Below are 19,796 nucleotides of genomic sequence, written 5' to 3'. Positions count from 1 at the left end.
GCGTCGCGCACGTTCGCGGGCCGCCGTGCACGCGCCGCGGCGAGCGGGTTGGCACACCGCGTGCTTTACAGCGCAGCACACGCGCGGCACGCCGATGCCGCACGCAATCCGAATGGCCCGACCAGGAGAACCCCGATGGCTGTTGAATTTCTGTGGCGCCTGCCGATGCACGGCGACGGCCGGCGCGCACACGACCTGCATACGCGCGGCGAATGGAACCGCCAGCGCGCGTCGCGCGTCGCGCCGAAAGTCGACGACGACGCGTTCGGCTACATCGACTATCTGTCGCAGGTCGCGCGCGCGGCCGATATCGCCGGCTTCCACGGCGCACTGATCCCGATCTTCCGCTTCACCGAGGAGCCGTGGGTCGTGGCGGCCGCGCTGGCGCGCGAGACGCGCCGGCTGCGGCTCCTGATCGCGCTGCAGCCGCATTTCGTGCATCCCGTCTACGCGGCGCAGATGGCCGCGAGCCTGCAGCGGGTCAGCCGTGGCCGCGTGGAGTGGAACGTCGTCACGGGCGGCGGCGGCCCCGACCAGCGCGCGTACGGCGACTTCATCGATCACGACAGCCGCTATGCGCGCACCGACGAATTCCTCGACGTCGTGAAGGGCGTCGCGGCCGGCGAGCCGTTCACGTTCGACGGCCGCTTCTACCGTGTCGAAGGCGGTGGCCTGCTGCCGCCGTTGAGCGGCCAGAAGCCGCCGCGCCTCTACCTGGCCGGCGCGAGCGATGCCGCGCTCGCGGTCGCCGCGAAGCATGGCGACGTGCACCTGAGCTGGGGTGAGCCGCTCGCGAAACAGAAGGAGGTGATCGATGCGGCCCGCCGCGCGCTCGATCGCCAGAACGCCGAGCGCGACCTGCGCTTCGGCATACGCATCGACATCCTGGCGCGCGAGACCGAGGAGCAGGCATGGGCCGAGTTGCGGCAGATGTTCGCGACGGTGGGCGACGCGACGCGCAACGGCTTCGGCGGGCGCGGCGAGTCGTCGGAATCGGTCGGTGCGAAACGCCAGTTCGCGCTGCACCAGGGCAACACGCAACACTTCGACGACCTGATCGTCGGCCCGAACCTGTGGGCCGGGATGTCGCAGATTCGCGGCGGCCCCGGTTGCGTGATCGTCGGCAGCCACGAGCAGGTGGCCGAGCGGCTCGCGGAATACGTCGACATCGGCGTCTCGACGTTCATCCTCGCGAGCAACCCGCATCTCGAGGAAGCGTACCGCGTGGGCGAGGAAGTGCTGCCGCTCGTCGACGGCGCGCTGAACGCGCGCGGCACGCAGGCGGCGCTGCGCGTGGCCGGCGCATGAGCGCCACGGCTTTTCCCCGCATTCCAACCCCAAGGACATTCACCATGACGACACTCGCTGCGCAGGCCACGGCCCGCGACGCACTCTGGTACACGCGCTGCCCGGTGCCGACCGCGCTCGGCATCGCCGTGCACCGCGGCTGGTTCGACGAGGAGTTCGGGCCGGACGGCATCGCGCTGCAGTCGCTGCAGGAGACGGCCGACGCCGGCAAGCGCGAATCGCATTTCGATCACAGCCTCCCGCACTCGTTCCGGCAGGGCGGCAACATTCCCGCGCTGTGGGCGCGAGCCCGCGGCGCCGATACGCGCGTGATCGGCCTGTCGTGGACCAACGAATTCCAGGCGATCGTCACGCTGCCCGAGCGCGGCATCCGCACCGTGCGCGATCTGCGCGGACGGCGGCTCGGGTTGCCGCGCCATCCGATCAGCATCGACTTCTGGCGCGCAGCCGCGCTGAAAGGCTTCCTGAGCGCACTCGAACTGGAAGGGCTCGGGCACGGCGACGCCGAATGGGTCGACCTGCCCGACGAACGCGAACGCCTCACCGGGCCTGCCTCGTTCACGCGCGGCCCGCACGAGTACGGGCTCGAGATCGCGGCGCTGGTGCGCGGCGAGGTCGACGCGGTGTTCGTGAAAGGGGTCGAGGGGCTCGAAACCGTGCACCTGATCGACGCGCAGGTCGTCATCGATCTCGGCGCGCACCCCGATCCGCTCGTGCGGATCGGCAACGGCACGCCGCGCACGCTGACCGTCGACCGCGCACTGATCGACGCACGCCCCGATCTCGTGAGCCGCTTCCTGTCGGTCGTGGTGGGCGCGGGCGATTGGGCCGCGCGTCATCCGGCCGAGACGGTGGCCTATATCGGCCGCGAAACGCGTGCGTCCGACGAGTGGGTGCGTTATGCGTACGGCGCGGACGTGCACCGCCATCTGGAGACGGGGCTCGCGCAGACGTCGATCGACGGGCTGGTCGCGTTCAAGGATTTCCTCGTCGAGTGGGGTTTTCTCGAGCAGGATTTCGATGCGCGCGCATGGATCGACCCGGCGCCGTTCACGCGCATCGACCGGCAACGCCATGCGTGGGTCGCGTAGCGCGCCGCGGCGCGTCATTGCAAGGAGTCGAGCATGACAGGTCTGACGATCGAATACGGGGTGCCGCCGGCGCGCCGGCATGCGGCGCGCGCGGCGCCGCGCACGGGCGCGGACGTGGGCGCTGCGGCAGGCGTTGCATGGCCGCAGTCGGCTTCGCCCGCCGCACGGCCGGATGCGCGCACGGCGAAGGCGGGCCGGTGGCGTGTCACGGGTGCGATTGCGCTCGCTATCGCGGCGCTGCATGCGGGCGTCGCGCTGCTGGCCGCGCGCACACCGGCCGCGCCGCCCGTGCAGCCGCCGCGGCCGCTGCCGATGACGGTCGAACTGACGCGTCCACCCGAACCGTTGCCGCAGGCCGCGCATCCGCCACCACCGGCGGTGCCGCCGAAACCGCTGAAGCAGGCGCCGACCCCGCCGAAGCTGCCGAAGCCGAGTGCGGCCGTCGCGCATCCGGCGCCTGCGCAGGCTGCCGCGCCGCAAGCAACACGCGAGGCGGCACCCGCAACGGCGGCACCGGCCGCCGCCACGCAAGCCGCGCCGGCTCCCGCACCCGCCGCACCCGTGCGCGAAACCGCGCCGATCGGCGACGCGGCCTACCTGCGCAACCCGGCGCCCGACTATCCGGCGTTCGCGCAGGACCAGGGCTGGGAAGGGCGTGTCGTGCTGCGCGTGCACGTGCTCGCGAACGGCACGCCCGATTCCGTCGACGTCCGCACGAGCAGCGGCCGCCGCATGCTCGACAACGCGGCGGTGGCCGCCGTGAAGCGCTGGACGTTCGTGCCCGCGAAGCGCGGCGACGAAGCGGTCGACGGCTGGGTCAACGTGCCGATCGATTTCAAGCTGGGCTGACCCGCCGGGCGGCCCGCCCCATTTTTCAAGGAACTCACATCATGAACGGTATCCCGACCACCTTCATCGTCCAGGGCGCGCTCTGGCTGCTCGTCCTCTTCTCCGTCGTCACGTGGACGCTGATCGTCGTGAAGGCGATCCAGAGCCTGCGCGCGAGCGCGCGCAACCGGCGTTACGTCAGTGCATTCTGGGCCGCGAACAGTTTCCACGAGGCGGCCGCGCTCGACGGCGCGAACAGCCCGGTGGGCGAACTCGCGGCGACGGGCTTCGACGCGCTGCGGCGCGCCGACGAGAGCAGCGCGCACGATCTCGAACACAGCTGGAGCCGCCACGACCTGCTCGAACGCCATCTGCGCCAGGAGATCCACAACGCACGCCGGCGCGCGGAAGCGGGGCTCGCGGTGCTCGCGTCGATCGGCAGCACCGCGCCGTTCGTCGGCCTGTTCGGCACCGTGTTCGGCATCATCCATGCGTTGACCGCGATCACGCACAGCGCATCGGCGAGCATCGACGTCGTCGCCGGGCCGATCGGCGAGGCACTGGTCGCGACCGGGATCGGCATCGCGGTCGCCGTGCCGGCCGTGCTCGCGTACAACTTCTTCGTGCGTCGCGTGAAGGCCGCGTCGGCCGACCTCGATGCCTTTGCGACCGATTTCGTCACGCTCGCGCAGAAGGCCGGTTTCCGCGTGCCGGCCGCCGCCGCCGCGCCCGCGCCGGCACGCCGTGCCGGCGACAGCCGTCAGGAGGCGTTCGCATAATGGCCTTCTCGTCCTCTTCCGACAACGACGACGTGCTCAGTGAAATCAACATCACGCCGCTCGTCGACGTGATGCTCGTGCTGCTCGTCGCGTTCATCGTCACGGCGCCGCTGCTCAACAACGCGGTGCACGTGAGCCTGCCGAACACCGTCGCCACGGCGCCGGCCGATCGCAAGCCGAACGTCACCGTGAGCGTCGACGACAAGGGCGTCGTGTATCTCGACAAGCGCGTAGTCGCACTCGCCGCGGTGCCGGCCGAGCTGGCCGCGCTGAAGGCCGGCCGGCCCGACGTCGCGCTCGACCTGCAGGCCGACGAGCACGTGCCGTACGGCACCGTCGCGAAGCTGATGGCCGCGATCGAGCATGCGGGCATCACGCGGCTGTCGGTGCTCACCGCGCCGCGCGGCTGATGCGCGGTTCACGACTCCTTTTCCGAACGCATCCATGAGCATCACGGCTTCCCCTAACGTCCAGTCGATCTGGTACACGCGCTGTCCGGTGCCGACGCCGCTCGGCATCGCCGCGCATCTCGGCTGGCTCGACAGCGAATTCGCCGGCGACGGCATCACCGTGCGCGCGCTGCAGGAGAGCCAGCACGCGGCGCTGCATCACGCGCACGTCGATCACTCGCTCGACAACGCGTTCCGGCAGGGCGGCAGCATTCCCGCGCTGTGGGCGCGCGCATCCGGCGCCGATACGCGGGTGATCGCGCTGACCTGGGTCGACGAGGCGCAGGCGATCGTCGCGTTGCCGGAAACCGGCCTGAAGCGGCCGAGGGACCTGCGCGGGCGCCGCATCGGGCTGCCGCGCCGCGACGGCGAGCGCATCGACATCTTCCGTGCCGCGGCGCTGCGCGGTTTCGTCAGTGCGCTGTCGCTCGACGGGCTCGGCCCCGCCGACGTCGAATGGGTCGACGTGCCCGCGTCGAACCTGCGCGCGCCCGTGTCGACGCCGGTGACGCGCGACGCGGCCTTCAGCCATCCCGCGAGCCTGTCGAGCCGGCGGCTCTATGCGGCCGAAGCGGCCGCGCTCGTGCGCGGCGAGGTCGACGCGATCTACGTGAAGGGTTCGCTCGGGCTCGAAACCGCGCACCTGATCGGCGCGCAGCCGGTCGTCGACATCGGCTTTCATCCCGATCCGCAGATCCGCATCAACAATGGCTCGCCACGGCCGCTGACCGTCAATGCATCGACGCTCGAACGACACCCCGACATCGTTCGCCGCTTCCTCGCGCGCGTGACCGATGTCGAAGGCTGGGCGCGCGAGCACGAGCAGGAGGTGCTCGGCTATCTCGGCCGCGAGACGGGATCGGGCCATGACTGGCTGCGGCTCGCGTACGGCGCCGACGTGCACCGGCGGCTGCGCACGGATCTCGACGAAGCGTCGATTGCCGCGCTCGACGATTTCAAGCGCTTCCTCGTCGAATGGCGGTTCCTGCCTGACGACTTCGACGTGCGCGCGTGGATCGACCGGCGCGCGCTCGACGGCATCGCACCGCCGCCTCGCGACGCCGCGCGGTGAGCGCGCCGGCACGCGTTGCCGACGCATGGCGGCGCGAGCGCTTCACCGGCGGCTTCATGCTGCTGGCGCTCGCGAGCGGTACGACGATCAGCATGGCGCAGCTCGCGACGACGCTGTATGCGCTCGCGCTCGGCGTCGACAGTGCGCGGCTCGGCATCATTGCCGCGATGGAGCCGCTCGGCATCGCGCTGATGACGTTGCCGGCCGGGCTGCTCGTCGTGCGCTACGGCGCGCGGCGCGTGTACTTCGTCGCGAGCATGGGGCCGATGCTGCTCAATCTCGTCGTGCCGTATACCGGCGCATGGCCGCTGATCGCGCTCACGCAAGTGCTGATCGGGCTGTGCATCCCGTTCCGGATCGTGTCCATCAACGGCGTGTTTCTCGCGCGTCTTGCGCAGATCGGCCTCGCGCGTGCCGGCTGGTACCGTGCGGCGATGTCGGTCGGTACCGGCATGGTCGGGCCGTGGCTCGCGAGCTGGCTGATCGGCGCGCATGGCCCGGTCGCGACGTTCTGCGCGGCGTCGGCGAGCTTCGCGGGCATGGCGCTGTTCAGCCGGACGTTGCTTGGGGACTCGGTGCCTGCACCTGCACCTGCACCCGCACCCGCACCCGCACCTGCACCTGCACCTGCACCTGCACCCGCACCCGCACCCGCGCTTGCACCGCGCGGCGCCCGCCCCGAAACCGGCGGCCTGCGCGCCTTGCTGGCGCTTGCATGGAGCCCCGACGTGCGTGAGCAACTCGCGCTGGAAGCCGTGAACAGTGCGACCCGTTCGCTCGCCGGCGCGTATACGGTGGTGCTCGCGATCCAGTCGCTCGGGCTGTCCCAGGCGCACGCCGTTGCGCTGCTGACGCTGCAGGGCGTGGTCGCGGTGGTCGCGCTGTTCGGGCTCGGAGATGTCGCGCAGCGGATGACCGCACGCCGTTGCCACGGGTTCAGCCTTGCCGGCGGCGTGGCCGGGTTGCTCGCGCTCGGGCTCGCCCATGACGCATGGAGCGTCGGCGCGGGACTCGCCGCACTGTGCGCAGGCTCGTCGCTGCTGCATCTCGTCAACATGCAGCGCCTCGGCCGTCACCCGGCGGACAAGAGCCAGGTGTCGAGCCTCTACAACCTCGCGTCGATGACGGGCGCGTTCTGCGGCCCGCTGGCCGGCAGTGCGCTCGTGCCGCTCGTCGGGTTGCAGGCCGTGTTTCTGTGCTGGCTGCCCGTCGTCGTGCTGGTTGCGTTCGCGCTGCGCGTCGCACATGGGCGGCACGACGCGTCGCGGCCCGCGACTGCAAAGCTCTCCTGACGACCGTCGGATCGGGTGTGGTGCGATCCGGCGGTGTTGCGTGACAAGCAGTTTGCTTCCCTTCACAGATGCGCATGCAGCAACACGCGCACCACGCACATGCCGGAAGCCCCGTGCGACGGGCTTCTCGATGCTGGCATCCGAATTGCAACAGGGAACCCGTGCGTCGCGCACGCACGTGCGTTCAACCGATCAAACAGGATGACTCATCGATGTTCAGGAAAAAACTAATCGTCACCGCGCTGGGGGGACTGCTGACGGGCGGGGCCGTATCGTTGCCCGCGTGGGCGGAAGAGGGCGCGGCGACGGCGGCACCGGACGCGAAGCCGGCACAGCCGGGCACGGACGAGGCAGCCGTGGCTGCACCGAAGGCGGCCCGTGCGAACCGTGGCACGGCCATACGCGAAACGAACCTCGGCACGGTGACCGTGACCGCGCGCCGGCGCAAGGAGAGCATCCAGGACGTGCCGGTTGCGGTGAGCGCGTTGAGCGGCGACGCGATCAAGAACAACGAGCTGCGCGTGATCAACGACGTGACGAAGTACGTGCCGAACTTTACCGGGCAATCGACCGAGGGCCGCGAGCGGCCGCGCTGGTTCCTGCGCGGCGTTGGAAGCAACGATCCGTCGGACCTGTCGCTGAGCCCGATCGGCGTGTACTTCGACGACGTGTACATCAACAGCGTGTTCGGGCAGGGCTTCCCGCTGTTCGACCTCGATCGCATCGAAGTGCTGCGCGGCCCGCAGGGCACGCTGTGGGGCAAGAATACCGTCGGCGGCGCGCTCAGCATCACGTCGCAGAAGCCGACCTTCGACGTGAGCGGCTACGGCAAGCTCGGGCTCGGCCAGTACAACAGCCGGCTCGCGGAGGCCGCGATCGGCGGGCCGATCGGCAAGAACGACGTGCTGGCCGCGCGCGTGTCGGTGTATCACGAGAACGCCGACAGCTTCTTCACGAATACGGTGCAGCAAGGGCGCTTCGGCGGCTTCCACGACAACGCGGTGCGCTTCCAGGTGCTCGCCGTGCCCACGTCGGATACCGACTTCCTGTTCAACATCCACGGCCGCAACTACACGGGCGGCGGCAATGCGTGGCACGCGCAAGGCGCGGGGCCGGGCGGCGCGAACCAGTTCGGCTTCGTCGGGTCGAGCGATCCGTACACGGTGTCGCTCAACGCGCCGTCGAGCGATCACATCTCGACCTGGGGCACGTCGCTCACCGCGCACTGGCGCATCAACCCGGCGGTCACGCTGACGTCGATCACCGCGTTCGAAGGGCTGCACCGCTGGTACCAGGACGACGAGGACTATTCGGCGTTCGACGCCGCACGTTCGCACGATCGCCTGTCGAGCCGCCAGTTCTCGCAGGAATTCCGGCTCGAATCGCCGCAGAACGACCGGCTGAGCTGGCTCGTCGGCACGCACCTGTTCACCGAGCAACTGGCCGAGCAGGGCGCCGGCGGCGGCCTGCCGGGCTCGCCGTCGCCCGCGTTCTACCACCTGACCGACCTCACGCAGCACACGCAGAGCGCGGCGATCTTCGGTAGCGTGAAGTACCGGTTTACCGACCGCTTCAACGTGACGGGCGGGCTGCGTTACACGATCGAGCGCAAGAACATCAACCTGACCGGCCTGCAGGACACCGGCAACGTGACGTTCAGCAATCCGGGCAGCTGGTGGGATCCGTCGTCGGTGTCGTCGCCGCTGGCGGTCAGCGCGCGGCAGAACCAGACGAACACCTGGCGTGCGCCGACCTGGGACCTCACGCCCGAATACGCGCTCAGCAGCAACGTACGTGCATATTTCCGCTATGCGCGCGGCTTCCGTTCGGGCGGTTACAACGGCAACGCGTATACGCAGAGTACGGTGTCGACCGTATCGCCGGAGTACCTGACCGATTACGAGGTCGGCATCAAGAGCGAATGGTTCGACAAGCGGCTGATCGTCAACGCGAGCGTGTTCCACTACGACTATCGCGACATCCAGGTGTTCGCGCTCGCGCCGAACCCGTTCGGCGGCCCGCCGGTGTCGACGCTGTCGAATGCGGGGCAGGGGCGCGCGGACGGCTTCGAGCTGGAGTTGAAGGCGCAGCCGGTCAACAGCCTCTACCTGTTCGCGAACCTCGGGATGCTGAACACGCGCTACACGGAGTTTCGCTATGTGCCGGCCGCCGTCGGCAACTCGTTCGCGCGCGCACCGCATACGACGCTCAACGCGGGCTTCGACTATCGCGTGCCGGTGTCGTTCGGCACGCTGACGGCCGGCGGCGACGTGAACTACCGCAGCCGCGAATACTTCAGCGCGACCCGGCAGACGATGCCGCAGCTCTGGCAGGGCGGCTACACGGTGCTGAACGCGCACGTTTCCTACACGACGCCGAACCAGAAGTACATCGTGACGGGCTACGTGACGAACCTGACCAACAAGGTCTACAAGAAGCTCGAGCTGTTGCCGTCGTATGGCGCGTATCCGGTGCTGTACGGCGATCCGCGCACGGTCGGGATCACGCTGACGGCGAAGATCTGACGGGCAGCACGAGCACGAGACGCAGGCGGCGACGCGGTGGCCCGCCCGCGTTTGCCGCGCGTCAGATCAGCAGCGACAGTGTCCTGAACAGCGCGAGATCCGCCTTGCGTGCCGATCGCGCATGGCGGCGGATCACGTGCAGCAGGCAGTCGATGAAGCAGCGCGCCGCGTCGCTCAGCGTGCTGCTGCGCCGCGTGACGATCCCTAGGTCGCGCGGCTCGAAGGTCTCCTTCAGCCGCAACGCGCGCATCCGTTCGCCGAACGGCGGCACGGCCGCGAGGATCGTCGGGCACCACGTGCACATGTCGGCCTGTTCGAGCATCGTCTGCAGCATCGCCACCGACTGCGCGCGGACGATGCGCCGCTCGTCGATTTCGGCACCGTGGCGCGTGAACAGGTAGTCGACGAGCGCGGCCTGCCCGTCGGCCGCGAAATTCAGCACCCAGTCGTTCTCGAGCAGGTCATGGATCGACCGCGCGTGTTCGCGCGGATGGCCGGCGCGCACCATCACCGAGGTCTCGTAGCGCAGCATCGGCTCGAACGCGAATTCCTGCGTGCCGCCCGGTTGCACGTGCCCGAGTGCGAAATCCATGCTGCCGTCGCGCAACAGCGGCTGCGCGACGGCCATCAGCGCTTCGTAGAGTTCGAGGCGCACGTCGGGCATCCGCTCGCGAAAGCGCAGCACGGCTTCCGCCAGGAACGTCATCGTGAGCCACGGTGTCACGCCGACGCTCAGCCGGCCCTCGACGCGGCCGCGCATGCGTTCGAGATCGCTCTGCGCGTGTTCGAGCTGCTTCAGCACGAGCTTCGCGTGCGTGAGCAGCGTCTTGCCGTATTCCGTGAATCCGATCCCCTCCGGCGCGCGCACGAGCAGCGGCAGGCGCTCGCCGGCCTCCAGTTCGCGCAGCGCGCGCGTGACGGCCGCCTGCGACAGCCCGAGCGTGCGCGCCGCGCCGCGGATGCTCCCGGCCTCCGCGCTCGCGACGAGCGCCTGCAGCTGATGCAGCTTGATCGTACCCATGGGGCGATACCCGACAACGAAAGGTTGTCATCATAACGAAACCGCGGCTGTTCGCCGGTTTTTTCGCTGCCTACGATGCGGCCACGATCGGTCATTCGGGCGATCGGCAACCGGCGTGCATCGAGGAGAATCGGGGTTGAACCACAAACCTGTCCATACGGAAATGGCGGCCATCGAGACGGAGATGATCGCGCTGCGGCGCCGGCTGCACGCGCACCCGGAGCTCGGCTTCGCGGAACATGCGACGAGTGACCTCGTGGCCGACTGCCTGACAACGTGGGGTTATCGGGTGACGCGCGGGCTCGGCGGCACGGGCGTGGTCGGCACGTTGACGCGAGGCGCCGGGAAACGGCTCGGGCTGCGCGCGGACATGGACGCACTGCCGATCCGCGAGGCGACCGGGCTGCCGTATGCGAGCCGGTGCGACGGCGTAATGCATGCGTGCGGCCACGATGGCCATACGGCGATGCTGCTGGCGGCGGCGCGGTGCCTGGCCGAGCGCGCCCGCTTCACGGGCGCGCTGAACCTGATTTTCCAGCCGGCCGAGGAAGGGCTCGGCGGCGCGAAGCGGATGATCGACGACGGGCTGTTCGAGCGGTTTCCGTGCGATGCGGTGTTCGCGATGCACAACGTGCCGGGCCTGCCGGCCGGCGTGCTCGGTTTCTGCGACGGCCCGGCGATGGCATCCGCCGACGAAGTGCGGGTGCGCGTGACCGGGCGCGGCGGGCATGGCGCGGCCCCGCATACGACGATCGATCCGGTGGTCGTCTGCGCGTCGATCGTGATGGCGCTGCAGACCGTCGTGTCGCGCAACGTGAACCCGCAGGACCTGGCGATCGTGACGGCCGGCTCGATCCATGCGGGCACCGCTTCGAACGTGATCCCGCCGCACGCGGATCTCGCGCTCAGCGTGCGTGCGCTGTCGCCGGACGTGCGCGCGCTGCTCGAACGGCGAATTCGCGAGATCGTGCACGGGCAGGCCGCGAGCTACGGCGCGACGGCCGAGATCGATTACCGGCACGAGTACCCGGTGCTGGTCAATCACGTGGCGGAAACCGCGTTTGCGCGTGATGTCGCCCGCGAATGGGGCGGCGATGGCGCGCTGATCCCGCATCTGCGGCCGATCGCGGCGAGCGAGGACTTCGCGTTCATGCTGAACGCCTGCCCCGGCAGCTACCTGTCGATCGGCAACGGCGACGGCAATGGCGAAGGCGCCGCCGGATGCGGGCTCCACCATCCCGGCTACGACTTCAACGACGCGTGCCTCGCCACCGGCGCGAGCTACTGGATTGCGCTGGCGGAGCGCTACCTCGCGTGACGTGCCCGCCTGATTTTGACTGACGATTCACACAAGGAAGGAGACTGGCAATGAAGCAGTGGAAACAGTGGAAACGGATGGCGGCGCTCGCGATGGCGCTGGCGGCAGGGGCGGCGCATGCGGGCGACTGGGCGGGCAAGGAGATTCGCCTAGCGGTCGATCCGACTTACCCGCCGCTCGAATACAAGCTGCCCGACGGCACGCTGACGGGCTTCGGGATCGACATCACGAACGCGTTGTGCGCGGAGCTGCATGCGCGCTGCGTGTGGGTCGAGTCGAGTTTCGACGGGATGATTCCGGGGCTGCTCGCGCGCAAGTTCGACGTCATCGCGTCGTCGATGACGATCACGCCGAAGCGGCAGCAGCAGATCGCGTTCACGAACCGGATCTCGAATGCGCCCGCGCGCCTCGTCGCGCGCAAGGGTTCGCCGCTGCTGCCGACGGCCGACGCGCTGAAGGGCAAGCGGGTGGGTGTCGAGCAGGGCTCCGCGCAGGCCGACTATGCGATCGCGAACTGGCAGCCGGCCGGCGTGCAGATCGTGTCGTACCCGAACCAGGACCAGGTCTACGCGGATCTCGTGACGGGCCGGCTCGACGCGGCGTTCCAGGCATCGATCGCGGCGAGCGACGGTTTCCTGAAGAAGCCGCAGGGCAAGGATTTCACGTTCGTCGGCGCGGCGATCGACGACGTGAAGTTCTTCGGGCAGGGCGACGGGCTCGGGCTGCGCAAGCAGGACAACGACCTGCGCGACGCGTTCAACCGCGCGCTCGCGACGATCCTCGCGAACGGCACGTACCAGCGGATCAACCGGAAATACTTCGACTTCGACATCTACGGCGGGAAGTAAGCGGCGACGCCCCGCATGGGGCGATAACGACAATATAAATAAGGAGGACGGATGAACTGGAGATGGATTTTCGTCGCGATGCCGGCACTGTGCGCCGCGCCCGCGCCCGCGCCCGCGTTCGCGCAAGGCAGTGTCACGCTGTACGGCCTCGTCGATGCGGGCATCGACTACACGAACAATGTCGGCGGCCACGGCGCCTGGCAGATGGCGAGCGGCTTCGCGCAGGGCAGCCGCTGGGGGCTGAAGGGCAGCGAGGATCTGGGGGGCGGCTACAGCGCGCTGTTCCAGCTCGAGAACGGCTTCAACGTGAACAGCGGCACGCTCGCGCAGGGCGGCCGCATGTTCGGGCGGCAGGCGTACGTCGGCCTCGGCAGTACGCGTTTCGGCACGCTGACGCTCGGCCGGCAATACGACGCGGTGGTCGACTATCTCGCGCCGACGACCGCGAACGGCAGTTGGGGCGTCTATCCGTTCTCGCATCCGCTCGACAACGACAACACCGGCAATACGTTTCGGGTGAACAACACGGTCAAGTATGCGAGCCCGGATTTCGCCGGCTTCTCGTTCGGCGGCACGTACAGCTTCAGCAACGACACGGGCTTCGCGAACAACCGGCAGTGGAGCGTCGGCGCGCAGTACGAGCAGGGCGGGTGGCTCGTCGGCGCGGCCTTCCTGAATGCGGACAACCCGGGGGCGACGTCGGGCGGCGCGATCGCGGGTTCGGGATCGGTCGGCGCCGATGCGAACTTCGCGTCGGCGCGGCTACGGATTTTCGGCGCGGGCATCAACTACACGGCGGGGCCCGCGACCGTCGGGTTCGCGTACACGAACAGCAACGTCACGCGGCCGACCGCGAACGTCGGCTACCTGTTCGGCGACGAAACGATCGAGCCCGTGACCGGCCCGCTTGCAGGCGGCACGGTGACGTCGATCAAGTACCAGAACTTCGAGGTGAACGGCAAATACCAGTTCACGCCCGCGCTGTTCGTCGGGGCACAGTACGTGTACACGACGGTGCGCTATGACGCGACCACAGGCACCGCGAAGCCGAAGATCCATTCGCTGGGGCTGATGGCCGACTACACGCTGTCGAAGCGCACGGACGTGTACCTGATGGGCGCGTACCAGCGGATCGCGGGCGACGCGACGGGCTCGTCGCTCGATCAGGCGTATGTTCCCGGCGCGGCGGACCTGTCGTCGACATCGAAGCAGCTGATGGTTCACGCGGGGATCCGTCACAGGTTCTGACGGAGCGAGGCGGCGGGCCAGGCTGCCCGCTGCCCGTCACCTCGACGCGTCTACTGCGCGACGCGAATCACGACCTTGCCGAAGTGTTGCCCCGACTGCAGGTACGCATACGCCTGCGGCGCTTCGTCGAAGCCGAACACGCGATCGACCACCGGCTTGATCCGCTTCGCGTCGACGAGGCGCACGACGTCGTCGAGCATCGCGCGGCTGCCGACCATGATGCCGTGCAGCTGCCGGATCCCGCCGATCAGCGACAGCAGCCCGAGTTCGGGGCCGCCGAAGCTGCTGAGGCCGCCGATCACCGACACGATGCCGCCCATCTTCGTCGCGGCGACCGAGCGCGGCAGCGTATCCTTTCCGCCGACTTCGACGACCAGGTCCGCCCCTGCGCCGCCCGTGAGCCGCAGCACTTCGTGTTGCCATTCGGGCGTGGCGCGATAGTTGATGGTTGCGTCCGCACCGAGTGCGCGGGCGCGTTCGAGCTTTGCATCGCTCGACGACGTGACGATGGTGCGCAGCCCCGCGGCATGCGCGAGCTGCAGCGCGATGATCGACACACCGCCCGTGCCGAGCAGCACGACGGTGGCGCCCGGCCCCAGGCCGCCGTCGACGAACAGCGCGTTCCATGCGGTGATGCCCGCGCACGACAGCGTTGCCGCCTCGTCGTAGTTCAGATGCGCGGGAATCGCGACCAGCGCGGCTTCGTCGGACACGAACTGTTCGGCCAGCACGCCGTCGAATTGCGCGCCGGGCGCCCCCGAGACTTTCTGCGGCGTCGGCGGCCCGTCGATCCAGTTCGGGAGGTAGGTGTTGATCACGCGATCGCCGCGCTTGAAGCGCGTGACGTCGCGGCCGGTTTCGATGACTTCGCCGGCGCCGTCGGCAACCGGAATCTGCGCTTCCTTGTCGATGCCGAGATAGTCGTCGCGCGCGAACATCAGGTCGCGATAGTTCAGGCCGGCCGAATGGATCTTCACGACGACGTCGGTCGGCCCGACCGCGCGCCGTGTCGCGTCGATGCGCCGAAGCCCGGCCACGCCGTCGCCCGGTTTCACTTGCCATGCGTGCATGTCGACTCCTTTTCGAGATAGAGCGGCTTATCATAGTGTTGCGCATGGGGACGCATTGACGAGAATTTGGCCGATAACTGTCGCCCGTGTGGACACAAACCTGTTGATCTACCGGAGCGAAATGGCATGGACGAGCGGCTGAGAGGCGTTGCCGAATTTGTCGACGTGGTGGAGTCGGGCAGCTTCGCGGCGGCCGCGCTGCGGCTCGGCGTCACGCGCTCGGCCGTCGCGAAAGTCGTCGCGCGGCTCGAACGCCGTCTCGGCACCCGGCTCCTGCAGCGCACGACACGCCAGCTCGGCCTGACCGACGAAGGGCTCGTCTATTACGAACAGTGCCGGCGGCTGCTCGCCGAACTCGGCGAGACGGAGGCCGCGCTCGATGCGGGGCAGCGCGAGCCGGCGGGGCGGCTGCGCGTCAGCGTACCGGTGCTGTTCGGGCGGCAATGCGTGGCGCCCCTCATGCGGCGCCTCGTGGAGCGTCATCCGAGGCTCGAAATCGACGTGTCGTTCAGCGATCGTGTGGCCGACCTGGTGAACGATGGTTTCGACATTGCAGTGCGCATCGGCGGGCTTGCCGATACGAGCGCGCTCGTCGGCCGCAAGCTCGGCGTGCAGCGCATGGGCATCTGCGCGTCGCCCGCGTATCTCGAGCGTCATGGCCGGCCGGCGGGGCTCGACGAACTCGCGTCGCACGTCGGCATCGCCTATTCGCGCGGCGGGCAACCGACGCCGTGGCGGGTCGTCGGCGCGAACGGCGCGGTGCACGACCATCGCCCGGCCGGCCGCCTGCGGCTCGACGACCTGCAGGCGATCGCCGATGCGGCCGCCGCGGGCGCGGGCCTCGCGTGGCTGCCATGCTGGCTGATGGCGCCTTACCTGCGCGACGGCCGCCTCGTGCTCGTGCTGGACAGCAACAGCGTATCGGGCGCCGAAGTGTTCGCGGTGCGGCCGGCCTCGCGCCAGGTGCCGTCGAAGGTGCGTGTCGTCATCGATGCGCTCGTCGACGAGATACCGCGCATGCTGGCGTCGGATGGTTGAGGCGGGCGCGCCGCGCCGTATCAATCCGATGCACGCTGCGGATTGCAGTCCACCGAATACTCCGCGTGCTCGCTACCCACGTGCAGAACCAGCGTCGCCGTGCAGATATCGCTCGACTCGACGCTCAGCCGCAGCGTCGCGAGCGGCTGATCCTCGCCGCTCGCGAGCCGCGATTCGCCGGAGCGCGTCAGCGAGGCCGAGCCTGCGCCGCCGGTCTTTGTGATGCGCAGGCTGTACGACACGTCGACCGGCGCGGCCGCCCGCACGTGCGGCACGATATTCACGCCGCCGGCACTGGCGGCGATGTCGAAATAGGCGCTGAGATCGTGAATGCCAACCATGATCGTCCCCTGTCGAATGAAAAAAAGGCCGAACGGGCATCCGTCCGGCCTTTCCGTTACGCCGGCGGTACTTAGTGCTGCTTGACCGAGACGGTGTTGTTGAAGCCGCTCTGGTTGATGCTCGCGTAGTTCCCGTTGCCTTGCTGCGACAGCGTGGCGTTGTTGTTGAAGCCGATCTGCGTCACGTAGCCGAGGTTGCCCGTACCCGACACCTGCGTCGCGTTGATGATGTTGTCGCTGCCGGCCTGCGAGAGATTCAGCACGTCGTCCGCGCCCGTCTGCGTTGCATTCGCGTAGTTGCCGATGCTCAGCGTCTGGTCCACCTTCACCAGCGAATACGACGCGGATTGCGTCACGTTCGCCTGGTTGCCGCCGGAGCTCTGCGTGACGGTAGCCGTCGAGCCGATCGAACCGTCCTGCAGGATCGTCGCCTTGTTGTTCGCGGCGGTCTGCGTGACGGCCGCGTTGTTGCCGAGGCCGAACTGCTGCGTGATCGTCGCGGTGTTCGATGCGGCCGACTGCTTGATCGTCGCGGTATCGCCGAACTCGAACGTCTGGTTGACGGTTGCCTTGTTGCCGTCCGACGATTGCGTGATCGAGGTCGTGTTGGCGAGTGCCGCGAGCTGGTTCACCGTCGCGCTGTTGCCGTTCACGCCGCCCGATTGCGAGATCGTCGTCTGGTTGTTGCTGCCGTACGACGACGTCACGTTGGCGGTCTCGGTGCCGCTCTGGGTCGTCGTGACCTTGTCGCCGAACTCGGCGAACTGCGAGACGTTCGCGTTGGTCGTGCCGCCCGTTTGCGTGATCGACGTCGCGTTGCCGCCGCCCCAGGTCGTCTGGACATTCGCGGTGCCGCTGTTGCCCGTCTGCGTGATGCCGACGGTGTTGCCGTAGGTGTCGGCCTGCGTGACGGTCGCCTTGTTGAACGACGCGCCCTGGCTCGGCGAGCCCTGGTTGATCGTCACGGTGTTCGAGCCGCCGCCCTGCTGCGAGATCGACGCGGTGTCGATGTAGCTGTACTGGTTGATCGTGTTGACGTCGTATTGCGGGCCGCCCGTGTACGCCGACGTCGTCTGCGTGATGGTCGCCGAGAAATCGCCGCCGCCGGATTGCGTCACGTAGTTCTTCTCGTGCGACGTGCCCGTCTGTGTCACGTTCACGCTCGAATACGGCTGCGCCCACCAGGAGTTCTGGTTGATCACGGTCGTATCGTCGGTACCGCCCTGGGTCGTCACGTTGGCGACGAACCCGTAGCGGGGATCGTTACCGAACGCCGATTGGTTGATCGTCACCGAATCCCCGGTCGTTGCCGTCTGTTCGACGGATGCCGAGTTGTAGTTGCCGGTTTGCCCGATGTTCACGGTGTTACCCGACGAATCGGCCTGTGCGGCGGCCGATGCGAGCATCAGCACGGCGATTGCGATTGCAGACTTGGTCACCTTCATTTGTTGCTCCTGATTCGAAAGAAAATTCGCCGGAAAAGTCGGTCTTTACCGGCACCCCCGCCATTTGAGGACGCTCTCACGCCTCACCCCTTGCACCACCTCAAGCACGGCACTTGCACCTGCGTAACCGTTACCGCGTCAGCACCGTGGCGCGCGCACCGTTGCCGGTCTGAATCACCTGGATGCCGGTGTTCGAGCCGCCCTGCACGATGTTCACCGCGTTGTTGCTGCCGTTCTGCGTGACGCGCGCCGACAGCGACGTGCCGACCTGCGTCGAATCGACCGAATTGCCGACGCCGTTCTGCTGCACCTGCAGCGTGTTGCCGTTGCCGCGCTGCGTCGCGTTCAGCGTGTTGCCGAAGCCGGCCTGCGAAGCCGCGACCCAGTTCTGCGCACCCGTCTGCCGCGTGACGATCGAATTGCCGTCGCCGGCTTGCCAGACCAGCGCACCGTTGTGGCCCGCCTGGTCCAGCGACGCGGCATTGCCGGCGCCGCTTTGCTGGAGCGCGACGATGTTGCCGCTGTAGTCGAATGCCGGTTCGGGCGGGCCGAGATCGCTGAGCGGCACGGGTGCCCCCGACGCAGCCTGCATGGCCGCTGCTGTCGCCACGGTCGCGAGCACCCGCCGCATCACGCGGGCGCGCCCGTTCCGATCACGCTGTCGATTCATGATGTTTTCTCCGCTGGCCGGCCTGATGCCGGTTAATGAGTGGACGCACCCGGACGATCGATCTTTTGCGGGTCGTACGCGGTGTTGGCGTCCTCCATGTCCTGCGCGTATTGCCGGTCTTCCTGCAGATACCGCTGCATCGTCGGGTCGTACCAGTCCTGGTCGTTCTTCAGCGACCAGGTCTGGTTCGCGACACCCTGGACGATCAGGTGCGTGAGCGCCGATTCGATCGCTTCGTTCACGCAGATCTGCGCGGGTTCGTTACGGGTCAGCCCGGCTTCCGCCTGCAGCAGGTCCTTGAAGCCGACGAAGCGATAGACGCCCGTGTCGACCTGATACGAGTAGACGGTCTTGGTCGTCGAGACGCTGTTGAGCACCTGGCCCGTGCGGATGTCGATCGCGCGCAGGTTGACGGTGACCTGGTCGATCCGGTATTGCGTCGAGCCGCTGATCCCGAGGTACGCGACGCCGGCCCCGCCGGTGCGGACGTTCGTGTCGTAGCCGACGATGCCGCCTTCGAGCACGATGTTCGCCGGCATGAGCGGCGCCATCGCATCGTTCTGCGCCTTCTTCGCATCCGCGCCGTCGGTGGCGCGCATGATCTTGCGTTCGGTCAGCAGATCCTGCAGGTTCTCGCGTTCCACCGGCGTGAACCAGCCGGAGTCGCGCATCGCCTTGACCAGGAACGACGCGCCGCCCTGCGTGACCTGCGACGAAAAGGAGCTGTCCGGCGACGCCTTGTACTGCCCGGTCAGGTCGCGAAAGCCGTAGACGGCTGCGACGATCTTGCCCTTCGGCGGCGGGAGATGCGTGAGGTCGCGCGTGGTGCGCGTCGGCGGTGTCAGCGTGGCATTGCTCAACGCCGGCATCGGCCGCGTGACGCAGCCGACCAGCGACAGCAGCAGCACCGTGCCCGTTGCGATCCGTGTCATCCCCGTGTTGAAGCGTGCCCGTTCAGCGTTTTTTCTCATGATTCGCTCAGTCGTTTTTTTTGATTTATTGGCCGTTGCTGACGATGAAGGTCGAAGTCGCGCCCGTCGTCTTGTCGGTGGTCGTCACTTGCAGGTTGCCGTTGCCGGCCGCACTCACGACGATCGTGAAATTGCCCGTGCTGATCGTCCCCGGCTTGAGGTCGCCGTTGGTGCCGACGATCGAGTTCGTCACCGAGCTGGCGACGCGCGACAGGATCGCCTGTTGCAGCTGCGCATTGAACTGGTCGAGGGACGACGTGGACGTCGGCGACGAATAGGCAGACAGCGACGGATCCGTGTGCTTGTTTTGCGCATTGGCTTCGTTGAGCAGATTGGGGCCGTTTGCCGGGTTGCCGCCGAAGTTCGGGTTGTTCGGTTGATAAACCAGCGTCGACGGCCACGCATAGGGCGAAACCGCGGTCATCGCGATCAGCGCGATCCAGCTCAATCTGTTGCGATTCATTTTCCGTAACCCCTTGTTT

Annotated in this window: 19 protein-coding genes; 12 read left to right on the top strand and 7 right to left on the bottom strand. The window is 68.1% G+C overall.

Annotated elements, in window-relative coordinates:
* Positions 1 to 135: 135 nt before the first annotated feature.
* From ACPTTF_RS30135 to ACPTTF_RS30100, 8 genes are all read left to right on the top strand, one after another.
* Complete coding sequence (locus tag ACPTTF_RS30135; RefSeq protein ID WP_423369367.1) at positions 136 to 1,308, top strand: LLM class flavin-dependent oxidoreductase; 1,173 nt, start codon at positions 136 to 138, stop codon at positions 1,306 to 1,308.
* A gap of 44 nt (positions 1,309 to 1,352) precedes the next feature.
* Positions 1,353 to 2,399 carry an ABC transporter substrate-binding protein gene (locus ACPTTF_RS30130; RefSeq protein ID WP_423369366.1) on the top strand — a complete coding sequence of 349 codons (1,047 nt, stop codon included), beginning with the start codon at positions 1,353 to 1,355 and terminating at the stop codon, positions 2,397 to 2,399.
* A gap of 33 nt (positions 2,400 to 2,432) precedes the next feature.
* The gene (locus ACPTTF_RS30125) at positions 2,433 to 3,248 is read left to right on the top strand and encodes an energy transducer TonB (RefSeq protein ID WP_423369365.1); all 816 of its coding nucleotides are present in this window, start codon (positions 2,433 to 2,435) and stop codon (positions 3,246 to 3,248) included.
* Positions 3,249 to 3,289: 41 nt separating this feature from the next.
* The gene (locus tag ACPTTF_RS30120; RefSeq protein WP_166954832.1) at positions 3,290 to 4,006 is read left to right on the top strand and encodes a MotA/TolQ/ExbB proton channel family protein; all 717 of its coding nucleotides are present in this window, start codon (positions 3,290 to 3,292) and stop codon (positions 4,004 to 4,006) included.
* A complete protein-coding gene (locus ACPTTF_RS30115; protein ID WP_423369364.1) occupies positions 4,006 to 4,416 on the top strand; it encodes an ExbD/TolR family protein in 411 nt (136 codons plus the stop codon). The genes ACPTTF_RS30120 and ACPTTF_RS30115 overlap by 1 nt, the downstream gene beginning before the upstream one ends.
* 34 nt (positions 4,417 to 4,450) lie before the next feature.
* The gene (locus ACPTTF_RS30110; protein ID WP_423369363.1) at positions 4,451 to 5,527 is read left to right on the top strand and encodes an ABC transporter substrate-binding protein; all 1,077 of its coding nucleotides are present in this window, start codon (positions 4,451 to 4,453) and stop codon (positions 5,525 to 5,527) included.
* Positions 5,524 to 6,819 carry an MFS transporter gene (locus tag ACPTTF_RS30105; protein ID WP_423369362.1) on the top strand — a complete coding sequence of 432 codons (1,296 nt, stop codon included), beginning with the start codon at positions 5,524 to 5,526 and terminating at the stop codon, positions 6,817 to 6,819. Before ACPTTF_RS30110 ends, ACPTTF_RS30105 begins: the two co-directional genes overlap by 4 nt.
* A 212-nt stretch (positions 6,820 to 7,031) precedes the next feature.
* The gene (locus ACPTTF_RS30100; protein ID WP_423369361.1) at positions 7,032 to 9,344 is read left to right on the top strand and encodes a TonB-dependent receptor; all 2,313 of its coding nucleotides are present in this window, start codon (positions 7,032 to 7,034) and stop codon (positions 9,342 to 9,344) included.
* 61 nt (positions 9,345 to 9,405) lie between these two features.
* Here the strand turns inward: ACPTTF_RS30100 and ACPTTF_RS30095 are convergent, their stop codons facing one another.
* Positions 9,406 to 10,365: a LysR substrate-binding domain-containing protein gene (locus tag ACPTTF_RS30095; protein ID WP_423369360.1), complete on the bottom strand. Its 960-nt coding sequence runs from the start codon at positions 10,363 to 10,365 to the stop codon at positions 9,406 to 9,408.
* A 184-nt stretch (positions 10,366 to 10,549) separates the two neighbouring features.
* Here ACPTTF_RS30095 and ACPTTF_RS30090 point away from each other — a divergent pair, with 184 nt between their 5' ends.
* From ACPTTF_RS30090 to ACPTTF_RS30080, 3 genes are read left to right on the top strand one after another with little or no spacing between them, the layout of a single operon-like run.
* Positions 10,550 to 11,683, top strand: coding sequence for a M20 aminoacylase family protein (locus ACPTTF_RS30090; RefSeq protein WP_423369910.1), 1,134 nt, complete (start codon positions 10,550 to 10,552; stop codon positions 11,681 to 11,683).
* A gap of 50 nt (positions 11,684 to 11,733) precedes the next feature.
* Positions 11,734 to 12,531, top strand: a complete 798-nt coding sequence (locus ACPTTF_RS30085) for an ABC transporter substrate-binding protein (RefSeq protein WP_166954820.1) — start codon at positions 11,734 to 11,736, stop codon at positions 12,529 to 12,531.
* Positions 12,532 to 12,582: 51 nt separating this feature from the next.
* Positions 12,583 to 13,779, top strand: coding sequence for a porin (locus ACPTTF_RS30080; protein ID WP_423369359.1), 1,197 nt, complete (start codon positions 12,583 to 12,585; stop codon positions 13,777 to 13,779).
* Between the two features lie 50 nt (positions 13,780 to 13,829).
* Here the strand turns inward: ACPTTF_RS30080 and ACPTTF_RS30075 are convergent, their stop codons facing one another.
* The gene (locus tag ACPTTF_RS30075; RefSeq protein ID WP_423369358.1) at positions 13,830 to 14,849 is read right to left on the bottom strand and encodes a zinc-dependent alcohol dehydrogenase family protein; all 1,020 of its coding nucleotides are present in this window, start codon (positions 14,847 to 14,849) and stop codon (positions 13,830 to 13,832) included.
* 126 nt (positions 14,850 to 14,975) lie between these two features.
* Between ACPTTF_RS30075 and ACPTTF_RS30070 the strand changes: the two genes are divergently transcribed.
* A complete protein-coding gene (locus tag ACPTTF_RS30070; protein WP_423369357.1) occupies positions 14,976 to 15,887 on the top strand; it encodes a LysR family transcriptional regulator in 912 nt (303 codons plus the stop codon).
* Positions 15,888 to 15,907: 20 nt separating this feature from the next.
* Here ACPTTF_RS30070 and csgH read toward each other — a convergent pair whose 3' ends face one another.
* The 5 genes from csgH to ACPTTF_RS30045 all read right to left on the bottom strand — a co-directional run bounded on the left by csgH (position 15,908) and on the right by ACPTTF_RS30045 (position 19,777).
* Positions 15,908 to 16,228 carry a curli-like amyloid fiber formation chaperone CsgH gene (gene csgH / locus ACPTTF_RS30065; RefSeq protein WP_423369356.1) on the bottom strand — a complete coding sequence of 107 codons (321 nt, stop codon included), beginning with the start codon at positions 16,226 to 16,228 and terminating at the stop codon, positions 15,908 to 15,910.
* A 71-nt stretch (positions 16,229 to 16,299) separates the two neighbouring features.
* Positions 16,300 to 17,673 carry a hypothetical protein gene (locus tag ACPTTF_RS30060; protein ID WP_423369355.1) on the bottom strand — a complete coding sequence of 458 codons (1,374 nt, stop codon included), beginning with the start codon at positions 17,671 to 17,673 and terminating at the stop codon, positions 16,300 to 16,302.
* Positions 17,674 to 17,803: 130 nt separating this feature from the next.
* Positions 17,804 to 18,343 carry a hypothetical protein gene (locus ACPTTF_RS30055; protein ID WP_423369354.1) on the bottom strand — a complete coding sequence of 180 codons (540 nt, stop codon included), beginning with the start codon at positions 18,341 to 18,343 and terminating at the stop codon, positions 17,804 to 17,806.
* Positions 18,344 to 18,375: 32 nt separating this feature from the next.
* Positions 18,376 to 19,314: a CsgG/HfaB family protein gene (locus ACPTTF_RS30050; RefSeq protein ID WP_208101883.1), complete on the bottom strand. Its 939-nt coding sequence runs from the start codon at positions 19,312 to 19,314 to the stop codon at positions 18,376 to 18,378.
* Between the two features lie 25 nt (positions 19,315 to 19,339).
* On the bottom strand, positions 19,340 to 19,777 hold the full coding sequence (locus ACPTTF_RS30045) for a curli assembly protein CsgF (protein WP_423369353.1): 438 nt from the start codon (positions 19,775 to 19,777) through the stop codon (positions 19,340 to 19,342).
* Positions 19,778 to 19,796: the final 19 nt, after the last annotated feature.

The sequence above is a fragment of the Burkholderia crassaminum genome, from assembly GCF_964265005.1.
GTDB lineage: Bacteria > Pseudomonadota > Gammaproteobacteria > Burkholderiales > Burkholderiaceae > Burkholderia.
Note: the sequence above shows the minus strand (reverse complement) of the source record. Positions and strands in the feature narration are given on the sequence as shown.